The sequence below is a fragment of the Sinorhizobium sp. genome, from assembly GCF_059070375.1.
This window is the reverse complement of record NZ_JCACWC010000003.1, coordinates 2,159,479-2,179,201: the sequence shown is the minus strand read 5'-3', so window position 1 is coordinate 2,179,201 and position 19,723 is coordinate 2,159,479. Positions and strand designations below refer to the sequence as shown.

General features: G+C 60.8%; 26 protein-coding genes. 18 read left to right on the top strand and 8 right to left on the bottom strand.

Annotated features, from left to right (window positions below):
* The first annotated feature begins 17 nt into the window (after nt 1-17).
* The 3 genes from AC5J09_RS22600 (at nt 18) to AC5J09_RS22590 (ending at nt 1,906) form a co-directional block, all read left to right on the top strand.
* Nucleotides 18-554, top strand: a complete 537-nt coding sequence (locus AC5J09_RS22600; RefSeq protein WP_494298531.1) for a helix-turn-helix domain-containing protein — start codon at nt 18-20, stop codon at nt 552-554.
* Nucleotides 555-676: 122 nt separating this feature from the next.
* On the top strand, nt 677-1,294 hold the full coding sequence (locus AC5J09_RS22595; RefSeq protein ID WP_494298530.1) for a hypothetical protein: 618 nt from the start codon (nt 677-679) through the stop codon (nt 1,292-1,294).
* A gap of 246 nt (nt 1,295-1,540) precedes the next feature.
* Nucleotides 1,541-1,906 (top strand): BA14K family protein, encoded by a 366-nt coding sequence (locus AC5J09_RS22590; RefSeq protein WP_026168639.1) that lies wholly within the window; start codon nt 1,541-1,543, stop codon nt 1,904-1,906.
* A 13-nt stretch (nt 1,907-1,919) separates the two neighbouring features.
* On the opposite strand, the gene AC5J09_RS22585 is transcribed toward AC5J09_RS22590, so the two are convergent.
* The 3 genes from AC5J09_RS22585 to AC5J09_RS22575 all read right to left on the bottom strand — a co-directional run bounded on the left by AC5J09_RS22585 (nt 1,920) and on the right by AC5J09_RS22575 (nt 4,152).
* A complete protein-coding gene (locus tag AC5J09_RS22585) occupies nt 1,920-2,099 on the bottom strand; it encodes a hypothetical protein (RefSeq protein WP_018095316.1) in 180 nt (59 codons plus the stop codon).
* 163 nt (nt 2,100-2,262) lie between these two features.
* Nucleotides 2,263-2,463 carry a hypothetical protein gene (locus tag AC5J09_RS22580; protein WP_018095315.1) on the bottom strand — a complete coding sequence of 67 codons (201 nt, stop codon included), beginning with the start codon at nt 2,461-2,463 and terminating at the stop codon, nt 2,263-2,265.
* Between the two features lie 1,281 nt (nt 2,464-3,744).
* Complete coding sequence (locus tag AC5J09_RS22575; protein ID WP_494298529.1) at nt 3,745-4,152, bottom strand: hypothetical protein; 408 nt, start codon at nt 4,150-4,152, stop codon at nt 3,745-3,747.
* Between the two features lie 175 nt (nt 4,153-4,327).
* Between AC5J09_RS22575 and AC5J09_RS22570 the strand changes: the two genes are divergently transcribed.
* On the top strand, nt 4,328-4,693 hold the full coding sequence (locus AC5J09_RS22570) for a hypothetical protein (RefSeq protein WP_100674885.1): 366 nt from the start codon (nt 4,328-4,330) through the stop codon (nt 4,691-4,693).
* Here the strand turns inward: AC5J09_RS22570 and AC5J09_RS22565 are convergent.
* A complete protein-coding gene (locus AC5J09_RS22565) occupies nt 4,690-5,094 on the bottom strand; it encodes a hypothetical protein (protein ID WP_018095312.1) in 405 nt (134 codons plus the stop codon). The genes AC5J09_RS22570 and AC5J09_RS22565 overlap by 4 nt on opposite strands.
* 338 nt (nt 5,095-5,432) lie before the next feature.
* Here AC5J09_RS22565 and AC5J09_RS22560 point away from each other — a divergent pair, with 338 nt between their 5' ends.
* Nucleotides 5,433-5,588, top strand: a complete 156-nt coding sequence (locus AC5J09_RS22560) for a DUF3309 family protein (RefSeq protein ID WP_020487478.1) — start codon at nt 5,433-5,435, stop codon at nt 5,586-5,588.
* 25 nt (nt 5,589-5,613) lie between these two features.
* Here AC5J09_RS22560 and AC5J09_RS22555 read toward each other — a convergent pair whose 3' ends face one another.
* Complete coding sequence (locus tag AC5J09_RS22555; protein ID WP_018095310.1) at nt 5,614-5,955, bottom strand: GFA family protein; 342 nt, start codon at nt 5,953-5,955, stop codon at nt 5,614-5,616.
* A gap of 142 nt (nt 5,956-6,097) precedes the next feature.
* Here AC5J09_RS22555 and AC5J09_RS22550 point away from each other — a divergent pair, with 142 nt between their 5' ends.
* The gene (locus AC5J09_RS22550) at nt 6,098-7,531 is read left to right on the top strand and encodes a terminase large subunit domain-containing protein (protein ID WP_494298528.1); all 1,434 of its coding nucleotides are present in this window, start codon (nt 6,098-6,100) and stop codon (nt 7,529-7,531) included.
* Nucleotides 7,531-9,585 (top strand): portal protein, encoded by a 2,055-nt coding sequence (locus AC5J09_RS22545; RefSeq protein ID WP_494298527.1) that lies wholly within the window; start codon nt 7,531-7,533, stop codon nt 9,583-9,585. The genes AC5J09_RS22550 and AC5J09_RS22545 overlap by 1 nt, the downstream gene beginning before the upstream one ends.
* A gap of 119 nt (nt 9,586-9,704) precedes the next feature.
* Here the strand turns inward: AC5J09_RS22545 and AC5J09_RS22540 are convergent, their stop codons facing one another.
* Together AC5J09_RS22540 and AC5J09_RS22535 are read right to left on the bottom strand one after the other, a co-directional pair.
* Nucleotides 9,705-9,998, bottom strand: coding sequence for a hypothetical protein (locus AC5J09_RS22540; RefSeq protein WP_494298526.1), 294 nt, complete (start codon nt 9,996-9,998; stop codon nt 9,705-9,707).
* A gap of 27 nt (nt 9,999-10,025) precedes the next feature.
* On the bottom strand, nt 10,026-10,718 hold the full coding sequence (locus tag AC5J09_RS22535) for a hypothetical protein (RefSeq protein ID WP_494298525.1): 693 nt from the start codon (nt 10,716-10,718) through the stop codon (nt 10,026-10,028).
* A gap of 14 nt (nt 10,719-10,732) precedes the next feature.
* Between AC5J09_RS22535 and AC5J09_RS22530 the strand changes: the two genes are divergently transcribed.
* The 11 genes from AC5J09_RS22530 to AC5J09_RS22480 all read left to right on the top strand — a co-directional run bounded on the left by AC5J09_RS22530 (nt 10,733) and on the right by AC5J09_RS22480 (nt 18,785).
* On the top strand, nt 10,733-11,413 hold the full coding sequence (locus tag AC5J09_RS22530; protein ID WP_494298524.1) for a DUF6973 domain-containing protein: 681 nt from the start codon (nt 10,733-10,735) through the stop codon (nt 11,411-11,413).
* On the top strand, nt 11,410-11,841 hold the full coding sequence (locus AC5J09_RS22525; protein ID WP_437405040.1) for a hypothetical protein: 432 nt from the start codon (nt 11,410-11,412) through the stop codon (nt 11,839-11,841). Before AC5J09_RS22530 ends, AC5J09_RS22525 begins: the two co-directional genes overlap by 4 nt.
* Nucleotides 11,842-12,437: 596 nt before the next feature.
* On the top strand, nt 12,438-12,803 hold the full coding sequence (locus AC5J09_RS22520; protein WP_437405042.1) for a hypothetical protein: 366 nt from the start codon (nt 12,438-12,440) through the stop codon (nt 12,801-12,803).
* A 481-nt stretch (nt 12,804-13,284) separates the two neighbouring features.
* On the top strand, nt 13,285-13,524 hold the full coding sequence (locus AC5J09_RS22515) for a hypothetical protein (protein WP_437405043.1): 240 nt from the start codon (nt 13,285-13,287) through the stop codon (nt 13,522-13,524).
* Nucleotides 13,525-13,556: 32 nt separating this feature from the next.
* Complete coding sequence (locus AC5J09_RS22510; RefSeq protein WP_494298523.1) at nt 13,557-14,525, top strand: hypothetical protein; 969 nt, start codon at nt 13,557-13,559, stop codon at nt 14,523-14,525.
* Nucleotides 14,526-14,597: 72 nt separating this feature from the next.
* Nucleotides 14,598-15,593, top strand: coding sequence for a DUF5309 domain-containing protein (locus AC5J09_RS22505; protein WP_494298522.1), 996 nt, complete (start codon nt 14,598-14,600; stop codon nt 15,591-15,593).
* 293 nt (nt 15,594-15,886) lie between these two features.
* A complete protein-coding gene (locus AC5J09_RS22500; RefSeq protein ID WP_437405050.1) occupies nt 15,887-16,063 on the top strand; it encodes a hypothetical protein in 177 nt (58 codons plus the stop codon).
* Nucleotides 16,060-16,383, top strand: a complete 324-nt coding sequence (locus AC5J09_RS22495) for a hypothetical protein (protein WP_494298521.1) — start codon at nt 16,060-16,062, stop codon at nt 16,381-16,383. The genes AC5J09_RS22500 and AC5J09_RS22495 overlap by 4 nt, the downstream gene beginning before the upstream one ends.
* Nucleotides 16,380-16,979: a phage adaptor protein gene (locus AC5J09_RS22490; RefSeq protein ID WP_494298520.1), complete on the top strand. Its 600-nt coding sequence runs from the start codon at nt 16,380-16,382 to the stop codon at nt 16,977-16,979. The genes AC5J09_RS22495 and AC5J09_RS22490 overlap by 4 nt, the downstream gene beginning before the upstream one ends.
* Nucleotides 16,976-18,007 (top strand): hypothetical protein, encoded by a 1,032-nt coding sequence (locus AC5J09_RS22485; RefSeq protein ID WP_494298519.1) that lies wholly within the window; start codon nt 16,976-16,978, stop codon nt 18,005-18,007. The genes AC5J09_RS22490 and AC5J09_RS22485 overlap by 4 nt, the downstream gene beginning before the upstream one ends.
* 55 nt (nt 18,008-18,062) lie before the next feature.
* On the top strand, nt 18,063-18,785 hold the full coding sequence (locus AC5J09_RS22480; RefSeq protein ID WP_494298518.1) for a hypothetical protein: 723 nt from the start codon (nt 18,063-18,065) through the stop codon (nt 18,783-18,785).
* A gap of 123 nt (nt 18,786-18,908) precedes the next feature.
* On the opposite strand, the gene AC5J09_RS22475 is transcribed toward AC5J09_RS22480, so the two are convergent.
* Nucleotides 18,909-19,334, bottom strand: coding sequence for a hypothetical protein (locus tag AC5J09_RS22475; RefSeq protein WP_494298517.1), 426 nt, complete (start codon nt 19,332-19,334; stop codon nt 18,909-18,911).
* Nucleotides 19,335-19,723: the final 389 nt, after the last annotated feature.

Genomic DNA, 19,723 nt, shown 5'->3' with positions numbered 1-19,723 from the left:
AAGGGAGTTCGGGAGCAGTGGCGGAGAATTCGGAACTGGCAAGGCAGACGCGACATTATCGCGCCGTACGGGAGCGGCTGGCTCGCCCGAGCGAAGCGATGGGCCGATGTGCGCGCATCAAAGAACTCGAAGGACAGTTGGTCGACCTTGTTTCCGACAACGAAGCGAAAGGACGGCGGATTGAGAGACTGGAAGCCGATCTCGCCGATGCGGGAGCGCGGCTGCTCGCGCAGGCCCGAATTCTGCTTGGCAGCCGAGATAACGGTGCGTCGAATGAGAACGGCCGCGGCAGAGCGCCGATCGAGGAGATCGTTGCTGCCGTGCTCGAGGATTTTCCCGGTGTTAGCTGGGACGACATCATCAGTGTGCGCCGGGAGCGCCGGCTGGTGAAGCCGAGGCATGCCTGCATGCGCGCGGTCTATGAGCGCCGCCGGGATCTCTCGCTGGCGGGGATCGGCCGCATCTTCCATCGAGACCACACGACCGTGCTTGCGGTCGTGAATGATGGCGGCGCCGGAAGCCGGACAGCTTCCAGAGATGACACCGTCGGCTGAGCCTTGCGGCGGCTCGCATTCCATACCCACCCTCAGTTCACCCTGAATACCGTCACGTCCCACCGCTTCACGGCAGGTCGCCCGCAACGGATGTCTCAATCACCACGCTCGAAAGGATTCCCATGTTGACCAAGGCTCAGAAATTGCGTGCAAAGCGCAAGGCACAACTCGGACGGCCGCGGAAGGCCAATGCCGAGCGCTTTGCATGCGGCAAGATAAAGCCGGAGTGGTCCAAACAGGAAAGCGAAAAGGAAGCGATGGCTGTGGCGCTTGCAGCGCGCAAGCGCATGCATGGCCTCGAGTCCAGAGGCGCGCTCGCCGGCTACACGCTCGGCCGGCTGTTTCTAGACGGGCGGATTACCGAGCAGCAGCGGGAGGCGGGCGACGACTACGCGGCGGCGATGGTGCGCTATTATCATTTGACCGGCATTCCGTTTCCAAGCGTCAGGGCCCAGCAGATCGGCCACGTAAGAGGACATGCAAGCGAGCCGAGCGAGGCCCGCGCCGCGAAGGCGAAGAACGCGGCGGAGAGAATGATGAGGCTTGAAGGCCTGTTGCTCGGATGCGAGGAGGGGCGGCAGGTGAAAGCCACCGTCTTCAACGTCTGCGTGATGGATTACGAAGGGTTGAGAATGATGCCGGAAGCCCAATTGGATTGGCTGAAGCGGGGCCTGAATGCCCTCCTCTTCGAAAAGGGCTTGCGTGAATATGGTAAGAAGGATATTTCGTTTACTCCATAATAGGAATAATATCCTATATTTCGATCCGGCCTAAGCCGGTTCAGACCGTGCCACAAGAATGCCGGGCAAACCGTCGTCCCAAAACCGCTGCACTTTTGGGCGAATAGAGGTTAAATGCTTTCAATGCGAAGGTGCCTCGAACGAGCATGTCGAGGCGCATCGACCGTTTCCCCGGAGCAGAAAGAAGGTGAGTCCGTGAAAGCTTCAGCAATGCTCGCCTTTGCGGTGATTGCCGTAGCGACAGGTATGCTACCGGCACAAGCCCAGACCTGCAGCACGGGAATTTGCGCCGGTCGTCCCGCGGGCAGCAGCAACCACGATCTCTTCATCGAGAGGGAATACCGCGACTTCCTGCAACAGCGATATCCGAACTACGGCTCCCGCTATCGCGGCAGGGCTCCCGACATCGGCATAGGCCCCGGTGCGACGGTGGGAGGCCCTTCGCCCCGGGCGGTGGACAGATCGCGCCTGCGCCAACGGCAAAGGGGGCAGTTCGACGCCAATGCGCATCTTCGCTGGTGCCAGGAGCGGTACGCTTCGTATCGCGCTGCGGACGACACGTTTCAGCCCTTCGACGGCGGGCGCCGCCGGTGTAACTCGCCTTACAATTAGAGGGGGTAACCCGTCAGCGCGTTTTGCGCAGGAGCTTCATTGCGACGTAAGCCGCGGACTGCGCCTGAAGCTGAGTGGCGAACTGACCCTGGGCCGGATAGGTGACGCCGCGATAGCTGAGGACGAAGGCCCAGCGCCCGTTCGTTCGCTTTTCGACTCTGATTTCGGCATCGGGCTTGTTATCTGGACTCACCGCAGTCTTCCTCGTTCGCCATTCAGCGCCGGCATGACCCCGGCGCGAGTAACTTGCGCATCCGGCGGCGGAAAGCAAGAGTTCGCGGCGGTGCCCGGCATGCCTGAAGCGCTGCCTGCCGCACCTGTAAATGGTCCAGTGCAGGTTTGAACGTCGTGCCCGCTTACTCGACGGATTTAACCGGGCCGAAACGCTCCATGACGAACGAAGTCTGGACGCCACCCTGCAGGCGGTCGGTCTTTTCAAGTTTTACGCTGGCGAACTGACCGGATTCGGCGAGGGGCGTGCGGTGCCAGGCCGTGGTGACGAACAAGCCGGCACCGACGATGAAACCGACGGCGACATAGATCCAAGGATTGCGCATGGACGAAGCTCCTTCTCTCGGGAAGGCAAATGCATTGCGGGCTGTCGTGGTTCCCCGACGATCGGGATACTGGCCTAAATTTCAGTCTCTATAGTAATGTTCAAAGCAATGTGTTTTGCCTCGGCACGAAACGTCGTCCGACATCGAGCAACGATAGCGAACCGATCGCTGCCGTTCATCCGAGACATCATTATCGAAATATATACCCAAGCCCTCAAGCATCAGCCTTTCAGGATTGAAGCAGAGGCCAATGTCTTATGCAAGGAAATTATAATATACATCTGTACAACAAAATTTGAGCAGCCTCTTCATCAAGCAGGCATCCGAGCAGCGGGTTCATAGCGGGCTGCGCGTTGGCAGCAGCAGGCGAACTTACCTCCTGCGGTCCGTCGTGAGACATCGGAGAGATTTCCCGTGGGCAAATCGAAAAACAAGCGCTCTTGGCGTGACGAAGGCTTGCGCACCGAGAGGCATTGCGGTATTCCATAAATCAAGGATAGGAATTTTATCCTCTCAGGGCTTCAGCATTGTGATACCCGCCGCGGCTTGTTTGATCTCCTCATCCCTGTGCTCGTCACAGGGTCCAGTGAGACCAAGCCCTTGAGCCGAAAGAACGCTTCCCGCGCCGCAGACGCGGCGCTGCTGGATCTCTGTGACAAGCACAGAGATGAGGGAGGGGATTGCAGTCCTCCGATATGTTTCCCGGGCCGCGCAGTCGGCAAGATGGCTTAAATACACGCAAACGGCAGCTGCCGTAATGTCCACCCTCCCGATCTCCTCATCCCTGCGACAAGCACAGGGATGAGCACGGAGGAGGAATTGCAATCCTGCTCTGATCCTGCGGAGGCGACCTCGAAAACGTCCGGCGCTCCTCTCGGCGCGGCGTGCTCCTCACTTCCAATTCATGGTTCACGGCGATGCCGCGCGTTCCAAGACGCCGCGACGCCGTGTGCGGCCGGCGATGCGCTTCCGCGTCTCCCGAATCCGCGAGGCGGATTCTGCGTGAAGACGCGTTGACCCCAATATCTCGCATGATCCAGGCGCCAGCGGCGCCGGGCGAGTGGGCGGCATCGCCGGCCGCAAATGAATTTGATCCACCGCAATACCCGCGAAACGCAAATGTTCATGAGGAGAAGTCCATGAGTGAAAGGAAGGGCCAGCCCCTCCTGGGCCAACGATGACACTTAAACAGGCGTTATCGAGATGGCGGGAATAGGCGGCATCCAACATGCTTTCCCAAGGGATCCGCTTCAGAGACCTGGCTTCGGCGACCGGAGGCGGTTAGCCCAAGTACTCGACTGCTATGACGAGATTGCCGAAGAGTATCTGCCCCGGGTCGCCTGATACTCTCGGGGTGTAGTAAAGAGGAACGACGCGGGGACGTCCGCTCCAAAGGCGCAACGTAGGAAAACCAGTGTGGCTCACGCAGCAGGCATCCTGCTGCGTGGGGTCGTTCCAAAAGCTGAATGAGTAAGATGGGGCCGACATATCCCGCAACTGGATCACGTGCTCACCGATCGGCACGAAACAATCATCTTCTCCATCGCACCAGCCGCTCGTGTACTCGAAACTTCTGTCAGGCATTTGAAGCCAGGCCTTCACAAAGTATTGCGGTTCGCCCCGTTCCCCGGCAGAGGCGGAGATCGTCGATGCGGCAATGAGAAAGGCGGTGGCGAGGCTTCGGCGCATATTCCCTCCTGGCGTGGCGGATTTCTCTTCGATAAACGAGGCGGCACAGTCCTGTTGCGCCAATCTGATCCGGGATTTCGGCGCAATTATAGATTGCATATGGCGGGAAGATTGTTCCAGAAATTGTGGTCATGAGCTGCCGGCCCGAGAAGGACGAGGAGCGGAGAAATTCATGATGAAAGATCAGAGCGCCATGCCGGAGGCGGAAGCGCCGGACGCGGCGGGCATGCCGGCTGCGAGAGGTGAGGGCAGCCCGCTGGGGAGCAGCTTTCTCGGTGCCGTGCGCGCGGATTTCGCCCAGCATGGCAGCGAGGTCATCGCTCGCATTCGCGACGAGAAGCCGGAAGCCTATCTGAAGCTCGTCGCCTCGGTTCTGCCGAAGGACCTGAGTGCCGCAACCGGCGGGGTTGACGATTTGTCGGACGAACAGATCATCGACCGGATCCGCGCGCTGGACGCTGCGATCCGGCCACTGCTTCCAGCCAGGAAGAGGGCAGGCGGCCTGCGAAAGCGCGTGCCGCCCGCGAAAGTGCAGCTTTAATGCGTCGGCGCCACTCTTGCCGAGACAGACGCTTCGCTGCTCGAGAAGATGATGACGGCAAAGAGCAGAACGCCGGCGAAGGCGATGAGCGACGAAACGGCGACGATCGGCTCCACGGCCGTGTTTCCGGAAAGCATCAGGTAGAGCGACGGGATCAGGACGGCCACCCCGAAGGTGTAGACCGCATACTGAATCACCGCCAGCCGCCTTGCCGCCTTTTGAGGATTAAGCGCGTGATAGCCGCCGAAAATCGCCATGGTTACCCAGCCGAGCAGATTGGCGTGGGCATGGGCGCCCGTTGCGGCATGGTTGCCTGTGATCGACATATGCAGGCCGATCGAAATGCCCAGGATCAAAAAAACAATCGCCGTTCTGAAATAAAGATTTGCAATACGTGGCATCGGTTTCCCCTCCGAGAAAAAAAGAAAATTAGCATGTTCTCATGCGTATGAGAACATGCAGATAAAAGGCCCTTTCACGCCGCCTCGCTGTTCCAGATGTGACAAATCGGAAAACGAGGACCAGGCTTCCAAGGAAACTGCCCGTTCTGATTGAGTGTTGCCCGCATATGGGTCGCGTGGGGCGTGGAACATATTCTGACTTCTCGCATTCGTAGGATGAACGATGTTCTTTGTAGCGCACCCACATCTTCGGAGGCGCGCAAAAGTCGCTGCAGAAACTCGATTTGGCGCGTGATTTCGTTCGCAGAAATTTCGATCGTGCAAGGGAGAACCGCAATATGCTTGGCACCGTCCTCCTCATTATTCTGATCCTGCTTTTGATCGGCGCCATTCCGGCCTGGCCCTACTCGTCCGGCTGGGGATACGGCCCTTCGGGAATTCTCGGCGTTCTGGTCGTGGTCCTGTTGATCTTGCTCTTGATGGGCAGAATCTGAAGGCCCGAGGCACGCAGAGCCGATTTCACCAACTCGCGCCGTCGATAAGGCGGTGCGGGATGTCTTCCCAGACCGAACGATCGAAGACGCGCATGTTGACCCCCATGCGCGGTGAGCTGCGGCCGGCCGGCGACCAGTGGGTTATGCAGCCGCAAACGCCGCAGTGATGCATGGTCAAGGTCCTGTCGCCTTGGACATATCCGACGAGCTTTCTTTCAGGATCGGTGATGCTGACCTCGCTGGAAGGGTAATAGCCCCAAAGCGTGCCGAGCCTGCTGCAGAGCGAGCAGTTGCAATCGCCGAGCGTCTCCGGGCGGACGGGGACCGCGACGCGGACCGCCCTGCAATGGCAATGGCCTTCGATCATGATTTTCTCCCATCGGCGCTTCGTATGTCAGCACGGCATTGGGGACATTATTGATCTTATTCCGGCGCAGTCCAGCAAAGACGAAGCGATGCTTACGCCGGCTACGACCGCAATTCGCAAAAATATAGAGGCGTGATCACGGATGAGCGTATCCAACCCATCCGAGGGGACAATTGCGTCCGGCCTTTCCGCGATGCTCAGGGAACAGATGCTGCTGATGGCGCAGCTCCACAGGCGGCAACGAACGAATATCCTTGCCGCCTACCGGCCCTATGCCAAGCAGCGGGAGTTCCATGCGGCGGGCGCGGCTTTTCGCGAGAGGCTGTTCATGGCCGGCAACCAGCTCGGCAAGACGCTGGCCGGCGCAGCGGAGGCGGCGATGCACCTGACGGGGCGCTATCCCGACTGGTGGCAGGGCCGGCGGTTCGACCGGCCGATCGTCTTGCTGGCGGGCTCGGAATCCTATGAACTGACCCGCGACGGCGTGCAACGGCTCTTGGTCGGGCCGCCCCTCAACGAGGAGGAGTGGGGCACCGGATTTCTCCCGAAAGCGGCGATCAAGGCGACGACGCGCCGCGCCGGCGCTTCCGGTGCTCTCGACAGCGTGACGGTGCGGCATGTTTCGGGCAGAGCCTCGACGCTGCTCTTCAAGGCATACGAACAGGGGCGCGCCAAATGGCAGGCCAATACGGTGGATTACGTCTGGTTCGACGAGGAGCCGCCGGAAGACGTCTATTTCGAAGGGATTACCCGCACCAATGCAACGCGCGGCGCCATCGCGGTCACCTTTACGCCGCTCAGGGGCCTGAGCGCGGTCGTGGCCAGGTACCTCATGGAAAAATCGCCGGATCGCGCGGTGATCACCATGACGATCGAGGATGCCGAGCACTATACGCTCGAGGATCGCCAGCGGGTGATCGACAGCTATCCCGCCCATGAGCGGGAGGCGCGCACCAGGGGCGTGCCGGCGCTCGGATCCGGCAGGATATTTCCTGTGACGGAGGAGAGCATACGTGTCGATCCGTTCGAAATCCCAAAGCATTGGGTGCAGATCGGCGGGCTCGACTTCGGCTGGGACCATCCTTTCGCGGCGGTGGGCTGCGCCTGGGACCGGGACGCGGACGTCTTCCATGTGACGAAGATTTATCGCGAGCGGGAGGCGACGCCGATCATCCACGCGGCGGCATTGAAGCCGTGGGGAGCGGCGATGCCCTGGGCATGGCCGCACGACGGATTGCAGCACGACAAGGGCAGCGGCGAGCAACTGGCAGCGCAATACCACGCGCAGGGATTGGCCCTTCTTCCCGAGCGGGCGACCTTCGACGACGGCACCAACGGCGTGGAAGCGGGGCTTTCCGACATGCTGCAGCGGATGCAGACGGGGCGCTGGAAGGTCTTTTCCACCTGCACGGAATGGTTCGAGGAGTTCCGCCTCTATCACCGCAAGGATGGCAGGATCGTCAAGGAACGCGACGATCTGATCTCCGCCTCACGCTACGCCTTGATGATGAAGCGCCACGCACGGGCGAACAACGGCTACTCAAACTGGAACTTCACCGCCAGAAAGGTTCTCTGATGGCCGCAATGACCGATGAACGCCTGTCCGCCTACGTCAGCCGACTGGTGAAGGACTGCGAAAACTACCGCGACGAGCTGGCGGTCGACCGCATCAAGGCGATGGAGTATTACGACGGTACGATGAAGGACGTGCCGGCGGATGCAAACCGCTCCAAGGTCGTCTCGCGCGACGTCCGCGCTGCGATCAAGAAGGTGCTGCCCTCGTTGATCCGCACCATCCTTGGCAACGACAAGGTGGTGGAATACGCCCCGGTCGACGAAGGCGACGAGGCGGCGGCAGATCAGGCGAGCGATTACATCAACTATGTCGTCTTTCCCGAAAGCAATGGCTACGACGCCGTGCAGGATGCGGCGCATGATGCGCTGAAACTCAGGAACGGCGTGATCCGCTGGTGGTACGAGAAGCAGACTTCCATTGCGATCTCGGCCCATACCGGTCTGGACGAAGCGGCGCTCGTCCAGCTCGTCGGCGACGACGAGGTGGATGTGCTGGAACAGTCGCAAACGGTCGAAAGGATCGAAACGCCGCAGGGGCCGGTGGAGCAGCCGAGCTACAGCGTCAAGATCCGGCGCCGCACCGAGCGCGGTACGCCGAGGCTGGCGGCGGTGCCGCTCGAGGAATTCCTGATCCATCCGGACGCCATCTCGATCGATGACAGCGCGATCACCGGCATCGTCAAGCGGATGCGGCGCTCAGACCTGATCGCCATGGGTTATGACCGCGGCCTGATCGAAGGCCTTCCGGCTTCGAACGGCGGAAGCGGAACCGACGACGAGGTGTTCGCACGCCGGCGCGAAGCCTTCGAAGCCGGGGATGCCGTGCCGAAGGCGCTGGAGGAGGTGGACTATTACGAGCTCTACGTGAAGGTGGACGCGGACGACGACGGCATCGCGGAGCTGCGCCGCCTCGTCTTTGCCGGAGGCACCGGCGAAGAGCACCTGCTCTCGAACGACGAATGGGACGAGGTGCCCTTCGCCGATCTGATCGTCGAGCGGCGGCCGCATCAGCGCGAAGGCAATTCCGTCACCGACGACATGGCGGAGATCCAGCGTGTGAAAACCGTTCTGATGCGCCAGACGCTCGACAATCTCTACTGGCAGAACAATCAGCAGCCGATCGTCCAGGAGGGGGCTATCGCCAATCCCGAAAGCGTGCTGAACCCGAAATTCGGCCAGCCGATCCGTGTCGGCCAGGGTATCGATGCGCGCGCGGCGCTCGGCTACACCATGGTGCCGTTCGTCGCCAAAGAATCCTTCGCGATGCTTTCCTATCTCGACCAGGAGGCGACCGATCGTACCGGGATTTCCGACGTTTCGAGCGGCATGGCGCCGGACGCGCTGCAGAACATGACGGCGCGGGCGACCGCGCTTATCGAGCAGGCGGGCATCGGCCAGACGGAGCTGACGGTGCGCACCTTCGCGCAGGGGTTGAAGCGGGTATTCCAAGGGCTGCTCCGTCTCGTCGTCAAGCATCAGGACAGGCCGCGCATGGTGCGGCTGCGCGGGGAGTGGGTGACCTTCGACCCGCGCCAGTGGAATGCCGGGATGGATGCGACCGTCAATACCGGGCTCGGTGCCGGCACGCGCGAACGCGACATGATGATGATTCAGATGATTCTGCAGCTGCAGGAAAAGCTGTTGATGACGCTGGGACCGGACAACCCCTATGTCTCGCCGGACAATCTCTATAACGGCATCGCCAAGTCGGTGGAGGCGGCGGGGTTGAAATCGCCCGACCTCTACTTCACCAAGCCGGCGCCGGAGGAGATTCGGCGGCGAACGCAGGCAGCTGCCGACAAGCCTGATCCCGAGATGCAGAAAGTGCAGGCGCAGGCGCAGGCGGAGGCCGCGAAGGCGCGGCTGACGGCGGAGAACCAGCGCCGGAAGCTGGAGATCGAACGCGAGCTGAAGCTCGTCGAAATCCAGCAAAAAGGCGCGCTCACGCGCTACCAGATCGACGCCGAACTGAACCTGAAGCGACAACAAAACGCCGCGCAACTGTTGGGCGGCGAGCCGCTGGCGGCGGCACATATCGGGGGGATTCCGGGGTGAAGCGAATAAGCGATTTAGGGGACTTTTACGAAGCGGCGATGGGCTTGGGCAATACCCGCAGAGCCTCATTACGTGACGCCGAACGCAAGTGGCGGGATTGAACGTTCTATAGGAGACCGCTACGTCCGCGTCACGCTTAGATAGGCAAGGAGGCAGAGCAGCCAGAAGACGGCGCCTGCCAACATGCTCATCGTGGAGTTGAGCAGCAGGCGACCGGAGGGAAGACGCTTGAAACCCAGCCAGTTGAAGCCGTTGATGTCGGCATAGATTGCCTCGACCTCGACCACGCCGAAACTGAACAGCGGCACCACGATACGGGCTGTCCGATGCAGTAAAAAATCGAAGATGAGAAGGTCGATGATGTTGAGGATGAAGCAGACGGCAACATCGAGGGCCACGGCCATTTTCTTCATAATTCGAGACCTCCCGGATACTCCGCTTCATCGCTGCTCCAGCGGCCCCTGGGTTCGGGCGTGCGTTGCTGTGCGCCCCAACAGGTAGTTCAGGACAAAACCTAAATCAACTATTCCGTGTGGCGATGCCTTCTCGAGCGGCAGATAACCGGTGCCGGGGGAAAGCAGCGAATGCAGGCGGCCGCCAAAAAGGCCGGTCCCGGAAATGCAGAGCTCGAGATGCGGGCGCAGGCCCATGCAGGGAGGCGAGCCCGGGAACCCAGGTGGCCGACTGAACTCGGCGACCAGATCCGCCAGATGAAAAAAGAGAAAGATGTCGGAGAGGCAATCGACCTGGAGTGCTTCAGGCGGCTGTGCGCCACCTGTTGCGTTTCGATCCGGAGCCGGGCGACGCCCTTCAATATTCCAACAGTTCTTCTGGACAAGCTTCAATGAAATCCGAAGCGGCAGCAGAAAAGGTGCGGGCGACCGGCGGGGCCGCTTGCATACCACTATAGGTAGCATAAAATCGCCGCAATCGGAATGGATGTAATGACAATGGATCCCGAGATTGAACAGTTCAGGAATGAAGCGCAGATCGATCAGCAGAAATTGCCGAACGCAGTTGAGCGCGTGCGGCAGGGAGGTGCGCTCAAGCCTATTAGAGGTGAATCGGGAAGTCGCGTGGACGTCAGAGCGGTGCCGCCGAGCTTTTGGCCGGCGGCACCCCGCAGTGATCATTGCCGGAGGGCCGAATGAACGAACATTTACGCAAGCGGATAGTCCAAAAAATGTTGGCCGAGGCGGAACAACCGCCGGCTCCGATGTCGCCGGCAGGGCGGACGGCAGGCACCCAGCCATTGAACGTGAGCAGCCCTTTGGGCGTAGCGGAAGCTGGCGCCGCAACCGCGTATTATCAGTATCCAGGCTATTTCAAGAAAGGACAGGGAGGGCTCGCCGAGTTCCAACGGGAAAAACTGGCGGCGGAATTCGGGTGGTCGTCCGAAGGTATGGGCGAATATGAGACCGCCTTGCGTGCCGGACCATTGAACGGCCTTGCAGCATGGCGGGATTCCCGAACCGCCTCAGCCGCGGCGCCAGAGTTGAACGTTCCCGGATGCGCGCCGGGCAACGGTTATGCCGTCGCCAACAAAAACCCTCACAACGATTGCCGTGATGCGTTCCGTCACGCTTATTGGAGCGCATTGATGGCTCAACGCGACGAGGAGAGCGCCGCCAGGCTGGGGGATGCCCATGAACGGTCATCTAAAGGGCCATATCCCGAAGTCTACATGGACCTGCACAACAACAGGGTCGGGCGACGGATCGGAGCGGCTAATAAAGATGCAAGCCGCGAGCAAATCTTCGACCTCGTCGCTGGTGAGCTGGAGAAACGGCGTCTAATCACCGATCCGTTTCAGGCGCTAAAACGATGATTAAACGAAGCACATTGCTGCGTATTGCCAAGTACACATTGGGACTGTTTCTATTAGTTTCCTTGTTCGTCGGCTTCATGTTGAGCAACCTCCTTTCGAGGAAAGTCATCGTTCATGTCGCAAACAGGTCCAGCAACGCAATCGCCGTCGAAGTGGTGCTTTGGGAGCCCAACGTGTGTGACTACGGCGACGAACCGGTGCGCCACATGTTGCGTTTCAACCTGGAGCCGGGCGAAGCCCTCCAACGTCTCCTGCTGCCGGCTCATGGCGGGGGGAACATCAGCACCACCGTGCGAGACGGGCCAAACGAATATCAGGATTATGGACAGTATCTTCTGGGAATGGGGAGCTTCTTTTACCTGGAGAACTATACGGTGGTCTACGACGGCTCGGGCGTCATAAAGATACGACCCCCCAAAATATGGTGAGTGCAGCCTTCGCTTCAGGACGTTCCGTGGGCATTGCGTTGTCGCGGTGAGCAACCCAATGCGGTTCGGGTAGCCGTACATCGGGAGGTGCACAACAAGAGCGAGGCCGATCAACACCGGAATACTGCGGATGGGCGAACTCGAAACCGCGGCCATCGACGGCTGCGCTTGCGGGCCCGATTGAACGCCCTGCGCCGTGACCGTTCGGTACGCCGACCGTGTGCGCGAGAGTGCTGCCGGGAGCCTCTGACCATTGTAGTGACGGCTACCGTGGTTTACCCCGCTTGGGCTGCAAGATCGCCTGGGTCTCCTGATCCGTGATCCGCGCCTTGACGATAGAAGGGATCGGCCCATTTCGCGAGGTTCAGCAGACCATGTGGCCGGTCGGACTGGATAACCAGCTTCGTCGGCTTAAGAAACATGTCGGGGAAGCGAGTGACCCGGAGAGCCTGAGGCGGCTGCTTTCAAAGTGAGGTAGGGCGGATGCCGCAGCCCTGATTCAACCATAGAGGGATAATGAGGAAAATTCTACCAAAGGTAGCATAATGCGGTCATAATCCGAAGGTAAGCGAAGAAAGCCAACCGGAGGATGTTCGATGCTTTACGCTGCCCTCAATACGATCCGTGTTCTGTTTTGCTATGCCGTCATGTTTGCGTTCATGGATCTTGCCTATGGCAAATTCTTTCATTGGTATATGGCACCATCGTTGGCTTCTGTATGCGTCTTTTCTTTCGTTCCTCTTCCGAGGGTGCGACTTCGGCATCGCTTACCGCTGTTGATCGCTTCTGTAATCGTGGCCAGGTCTCATCAGGCGGCGTGGCGGTGGTACTTCGAGAGCGTTTTCGACTTTCTGTTTTGGTTCGGCCCGCACAATATGGTTTTTCTGCTGGCCTACGCTTTTCTGGAGGGCGGTCTGCTGAGCGTGTTCGCGGCGGTTCGGCCGGCCGGTCGTAAGGGGTAACGCTTGTAAGTATTTGCGCGGAAGTGCTTCATCCGCGGCGTCGGAGTGCCGCGCGAATTCGCCCGCATGGGGTGCGTCACTGCTGACCGCCGTAGCAGGTCAATTGCCGCTGAAATGCTGCCGAGAGCATACTTATCCAGGCGGTCGGCTTCGGCTCACGCGCGTTCGCCCCACATTCGCCTTCCCCATGCTCTTTCTCTAGAATTTTTACCTGTGGCGTTGCCGGGACGATGCAGCCGGTGTGCAATTCAAAGACCGAAATCAACCATACCGTGTCGCGGGCTCTTCGCCGGCTGCCAGGGTGGACAGCGCAATAGCCGCTCAAGCCTCTTCGAATCGATAACGTTCATGTTTTTAGGTCGCCGCCTGCTGATGGGCGAACGCGCGTGTGGCCCCTCGTCCGCCTGCCGGCAGCGCAGGCGGGGCGAAGAGACACGCGGGCCCCCTCAGCTTCGGGCATTCGACGGGAGCCGGGTTTGACATGAAGACAGAAGACAGGATCGCAGCCGCCCGCGTGCTCATCGACATGCCGCTCTTTCACCTGCTGATGGACGAGCTCGAAACCGCGGCCGTCAACGGCTGCGTGAACGCCAAGCACACAGATCACGAGACCCGCGCGGCCTTTGCGGCCGAAGTGCGGGCAATCCGGAATTTCCGCGGCAAGCTCAAGTTCCTCGCCGAGGGACAAGCCAATGCCGACGGGAAGGAAGCTCCGGCATAGGGCCGGCGCGAAACCTTAAAGGCAAGCCAGACATGACAGACGCAACCACCAACTCGCCGTTTTCCGGCGAGAGTGATAGTGCGCGGCCCTCGCTTTCCCTCGATGACGCTTCAAGCCTCGAGTTCTCCGAGTCCGGCGGGACCGACGAAGAGGAGGAGAGCGGGCGGCTATGGACGAGCGAGACGGGTGAGACCAGCGAAGATGGTCAAGAGACCGACCAACCCGCAGACCAGGGCGACGAGACACCCAAATCCGAAGAAAAGGGCGAGGAGTCCAACGAAACCCCGGACACCATCATTACCCTGAAAGGTGGCGAGCAGGTTCCGCTCGAGGAACTGAAGCTGGGGTATTTGCGGGAACGCGACTACCGCCACAAAACTCAGGAGCTCGGCAACAAGGGCCGAAATCTTGAGGCGATGACAACCCGCGTCGCCGACACGGCGAACGCCATCGCTCAATTCCTGATCGAACAGCTGCCGGAAGAACCGAAGCAGGCTCTGGCTATCCAGAACCCGGCGGAATACGTCCGGAAGAAGGCTATCTACGACGCAGCCCTGACGCATGTGCACCAGCTCGCCGGCATGGGACAGGAGCCTCGCAAGGTCGCCGACGAACTCAGCCGGGCCGCCACCGAGGAAACTCTCGCGGCCGAGAATTCAAAGCTGCTCGAAGCCTTTCCGCATCTCGCGAAGGACGAGGCTCGCCAGAAGTTCTTTGCCGACGCCTTCGCGGCCGGCGAGGACTTCGGCTTCTCCGCCGAGGAGATGCGGCCGGTCACCGATCACCGCTATTTCAAGGTCCTGCACTACGCCATGCTCGGCCTCCGGGCCGAACAGGCGAAGAACAGGGCGCTGCAGAAGGTGGCGAACGCTCCGCCGGTGACGGCCAGAGCCAGGCCGAACGGACCGGTAAATCTGCAAGCACGAAAAAACCGGGAAGCGATGAAGAGGTTGTCGAAAACCGGGTCGATCAAAGACGCAATGGCGATCGACTTCGAATAACCATCCCCAAACATTTGACGCGTTTGCAGGCCGAAAACGTCCTTGCAAGCGCATTCGAAGGACCAGAAAAACATGGCTGCTCTCGCCAATACCTTCCTGACCACGGATGCCGTCGGCAACCGCGAGGAACTCTCGGACGTGGTATCCCGCATCACGCCCGAGGACACCCCGATCTATTCGCTCATCGAAAAGGGCAAGTGCGCTTCGATCCATCCCGAATGGGAGACGGACGAGCTTGCCGCTCCGGGGGCGAACATCAAGAGCGAAGGCGACGAATATTCTTTCGGCGCCATCACGCCGCCTGACCGCATGGGCAACTATACCCAGATCATGCGCAAGGACTGGGTCATCTCCGGCACGCAGGAAGTCGTTTCCGAAGCCGGCAACGTGCAGAAACGGAAGTACCAGAAGCTCAAGAAGGGCGTCGAGATACGCAAGGATGTCGAATATGCGATCGTCGACACCAACGCTTCGGTCGCCGGCGCGACCCGCGAATTCGGCTCGCTCAACACCTGGACCGAGACCAATGTGTCGCGTGGTGCCGGCGGCGCAAACGGCGGCTTCGACAAGGCCACCGGCCTGACGGTCGCCCCGACCGACGGCACGCAGCGCGCCTTCAGCAAGGCGATACTAGACGACGTGATGCAGCAGGGCTACCAGAGCGGCGCCAATTTCCGGCACGTCTGCGTATCCCCCTATGTCAAGAGCGTGTTCGTCACCTTCATGTCGGACGCCAACGTTGCACCGTTCCGCTATGCCGTCTCCAAAGACGGCGAGCGTAACACCATCATCGCAACGGCGGACTACTACGAAGGCCCGTTCGGCACCGTCATGATCCATCCGAACCGCGTGCAGGCAGCCAATGCGACCACGGCGCGCAACGCCTTCTTCCTCGATACCGACATGCTGGAATTCCTCTGGCTGCGGCAGATCCAGGAAGACAAGGACATTGCCCGGACCGGCGACGCCGACAAGGGTGTGATCATCGGCGAAGGCACGCTCAAGGTGAAAAACGAAAAGGGCCTCGGCGTCGCGGCCGATCTTTTCGGCTTGAGCGAGGCAAGCTGACGGGTAGACGGAGTCCCCCAGGCGCGTTTCAGTGCCCCATCGAGGCACTGAAACGCGCTTCCGGACGAAAAACCGCTGCGCACCTTCCTGGGGATCTCCCTTCAGGGGCAAGGGGCAGATGGCCGGATGCTGAAGGGGATCCGGTGCTTTTGCCGAAACGGGTGTTCCCATCCAAGTGCTGCCCGATATCGAAGAGCTGCTCTGGACGTTTTGAACATTAGCCCGACGACTTGAATCAAACGGTCAACAAGCGGCGGGCTTCGGCTCGCTTTTTCTTTTCAGGAGAGATGAACATGGCAGAAGCCACAGAAAAGACCACGCCGGTCAAGCTGCTTTACGACGTCTGGGCGGCCGGCGACGGACGCGTGCCGAGAGGAACGGTCCTCGACCTGCCAGTGAAGGCGGCAAAGACCCTCATCCGGCAGGGGAAGGCCGAGCGCGCCGACCCGCTGCCCGGAGACGCCGAATGATCGTGCGCGATGGTTCGTGGTCCCTCTACGATTACGACCGCAAGAGCGGGCGCTCCGTCTGGCACTATTTCGACGGGGAGAAAGACGTTTTCCGCGTCGACTATCCCGTCGACAATCTCCTGAGCGAAAATGCCGAGATCCGCAACGGCGCCGAGCGCGCCTGGAAGGGGGACTGGCACCGCGTCGCCTCGATCCCGCTGAACATCGCCTACGGTTCCGGCATCGTGCAGGCCCACTCGGAAGGCGACGACCGTTCCGTGAAGCGGTTCCTCAACAACTCCGACAACCGCGCGTGGCGGACGAAGGAAGGCCACCTATGACCATTTCGGACTATGCGTCCCTCCTGGTCGATGCCGGCGAATATGCCGGCCGCGAGGACATCGCGCACAACTTCCCGCGCTTTCTCGGCCTGGCGGAGCTGAAGCTCAACCGCAGGCTTCGCGTCGCCGACATGGAAGTGACTGATGAAATCGCGCTGATCGACGGGGAGGGCACGCTACCGGCCGACTTCCTCGAAGCGCGCGAGGTCAGGAACGCTTCGGGAATTCCGATCCGCGCCGTATCGCTGCAGCAACTGACGAACAGCTGCGTGGACCGCAGCGGCACGCCGGCGGGCTACGCCATCGTCGGCAGCACCATCAAGGTCCGCCCGGTCTCCGACAATGAGCTGACGGTCACCTATTACGCCCGCATCCCGGCGCTCACGCCGTCGAATCCGACGAACTGGCTGCTGGAGAAGGGGGCCGACGTGTACCTCTATGCCCTGGTGACAGAAATCGCGATCTGGGAGCGCGATGCCCCCAAGGCACAGGCGGGGCAGCAGCTTTTGGCTCTCGCGCTTTCCGGGCTCACTGTCGAAGACGAGCGTACCCGCTGGGGCAATGCGAAGATGGTCGTTGGAGGGGTGACGCCATGACGGATACGAAGAACTTGATTTTCTCCTGGCTGACGAACGGCGTCGAACCTTCGCGCACAAATCATCAGGAATTGGCGGACGCCATTCTCTACGGCAGCCCCGCACAATCTCCGGCGCGCAGGGCGGCAACGCCGATCGCCGGGCAGGAGTGGGCGGCGGTGGAACAAAACGACATCGACGGTATCCAGAAACCGGTTCCGCCCCGCGCCGACGGCATAAACGGCGCGGTCCGCGCCGCGGGGCAGGGCGTCCTGGGGATCGGTTCCTACCTGGACGAAATGGAGGCGGCGACGAATGCCATGCTGGCACCGGTATTCGATCCCCTGTTGCCCGACAGCTTTGAGAAGCTTCCCGGTGAAACATGGAGCGAGCGATACGACCAGGCGCTGGAAATTCAGCGGCGTGACAGCCGCGAATATGATGAGGACCATCCTTATCTTTCTACCTCCCTCAAACTGGCTGGCGGTGTCGGTTCCGCGGCGGCGCTGTTGAGGGCGCTGCCGTCGATCGGGAACTATGCGCTTGGAAACACCGGCGCATCGATTGCCGGCCGGATGGCTTCGGGTACCGGTGCCGGTGCCGGGACCGGCATCGTACAGGGGTATGGCGCCGGAGAAGGGGGTGCCGAGAACCGGTCGAGCGAGGCTCAGATCGAAGCGCTCTGGGGCGCCGGCGCTGTCGCGGTGCCGCTGGCATCGGGGCTCGGGAGGCTTGGCTCTGCGGCCTACCGCAAGTTTTTCGGCACAGGCGGTGATGTGCCCGTGCCGAGCGCCCCGGCCAATAGGGCACCCGGCATGGCCGCCGAGAAGGCGCAGGACGGTGGAGAACTTGCCGCCGGCAGAGTGGGGCTTTACAATCATCCGGCCAGGCCTCAGCCCTCCTTTCGAGGTGGATCTTCCGGCAAAGGAGAAGAGCTATGCCGAACGGGGAATCGCCGACGAAAACGGAAAACTCCTGCAGGACATCGAGGGATACGACTTCGATGGAAACGAAATCATCGCCGGTCGGCGTTATGCGGGACAGGCTGATAGCAATCTCTCTACCGGAGAACTGGGACACGTTGTCGAGAGAACAACGGGAACAGTGCCTCTTAGAGTTGCGCGAGGAAGCGTTAGGGGCGACCACGGCGTAACGCTCTACGACAAAGCCTCCCGCCGACCTGGCGAGGTTCTGACCGCCGACGATGTTTCGCCGGAGGACTATCCACTTCTGCTCGCTCACGAGACCGGCCATGTCGTCGATCAGGCGAGCGGGGAGCGGTTCTCGCTCGGGATGAAGGGCATGAGCCCGGAGGAGATCGCCCGGATGGCTAAGACGCGGGCATCCGGACAAGGCCTTTCCCCGCAAGAGATTGCCCGGTTGATCGAGGCCAGATACTCGCGGACCCTGGAAGGGCTTCCTCCCGAAGAGCGGGAGCTGATCATCCGCCAGGCCCGCCGAATCTACAACGACCGCAACATGCATCCGGACAATCCGCGGATGGCAATGCAGGAGCGTACAGGCGTGCCAGTAAAAGAAGAATACCAGGTGACGCCGCAGAAGCAGGGTTATCCAGACGATACCGCCGAACGTGAATATGCCGCGGAAGCCTTTGCCGCCTATATGAGCAACGCAAACGGCACCAAGACGGATGCCCCCGATCTGGCGAAGATGCTGCGGCAGATCGTCCGGGAGACGCCGGAACTGAAGGGTCTTCTGCGGCTCAACGGCGTTGGCGGCTTGGGGGCTACCGGGATCGCGGCCGGGTCCAACGGCCTGGCTGGATACGACGCCCAAGGGAGCAGGACCGGGGAGAGTTGGCCATGACCCTGGCGATTGTCTTCTCGCCGATGACCTGCTCGCCATGCGGGGTGGCAGGCGAAGCCAGTCCCGCGCTGCTTTTGCCGCCGACGTTCAATCGCTCATTCGCGGGCTATCTTCGCAGATGGTTCAGTTGAACCGGACAATATGTTTGAGCGTCGGGTGGCGCCTGACTTGGTCACGGATAAGAAAGGCAATGTCCGGCCCCACCGTCTTGACATAGTTCGGATCGAGCAAATAGGCGCAGATCGAAATGGCCGCATATTCCCGGCGGATGGCGTCGCCTTGATATCCGTGGTTCTCGGGGCCGACCCAGTGTTCTTCCGGTATGGGCACGCCGCTCTGCTCCTGCCGGACCATGCGCGGATCGTCCGGGGGAGTGTGCATATCGTTGTAAATACGGCGCGCTTGCATCAAGGCTGCCCCGGCCAGCGGTATTCCACCGACCTTCCGGTCGATCATGTGTCCGATTTCAAGGCAGAGAGCGAGCTTGTCTTGCGGCGACATCCCGTCCACGACGCGCTCGATTTCGCGATCGGGGGCGGACTCATCCACCGCCTCGCGATCTTCGGTCGATGCCGGCGACGATTTTGCGTTCGGCGCGGCCTCCGGCTTCCGGGGGGGCAAACCATTTCAAAACGGCGTCGAGAGACGACCGCAGGAAGGTATGCCCGGCACCCGCCGGTTTCGCCTGCGACTCTTCGTTCGACACGCCTTTTCTCCCCGCCGGATAAGCCTCCACGAACGGACGTCGAGGCATAGCCGGAGGAGCGTATCGACACGCGTTATCGAGAGCAAGCTTTCAGCACGAGCCATTGTGCCGACGCGGCAAGACTCCCGGCCGCGGCTTTTGCAAGCCCGCACCGGAGCGCATTTACCGCGGCACAGGAGAACCGCATGAGCGAATATCTTCACGACTGAATCGTGCAAAAAAATGCTGAACG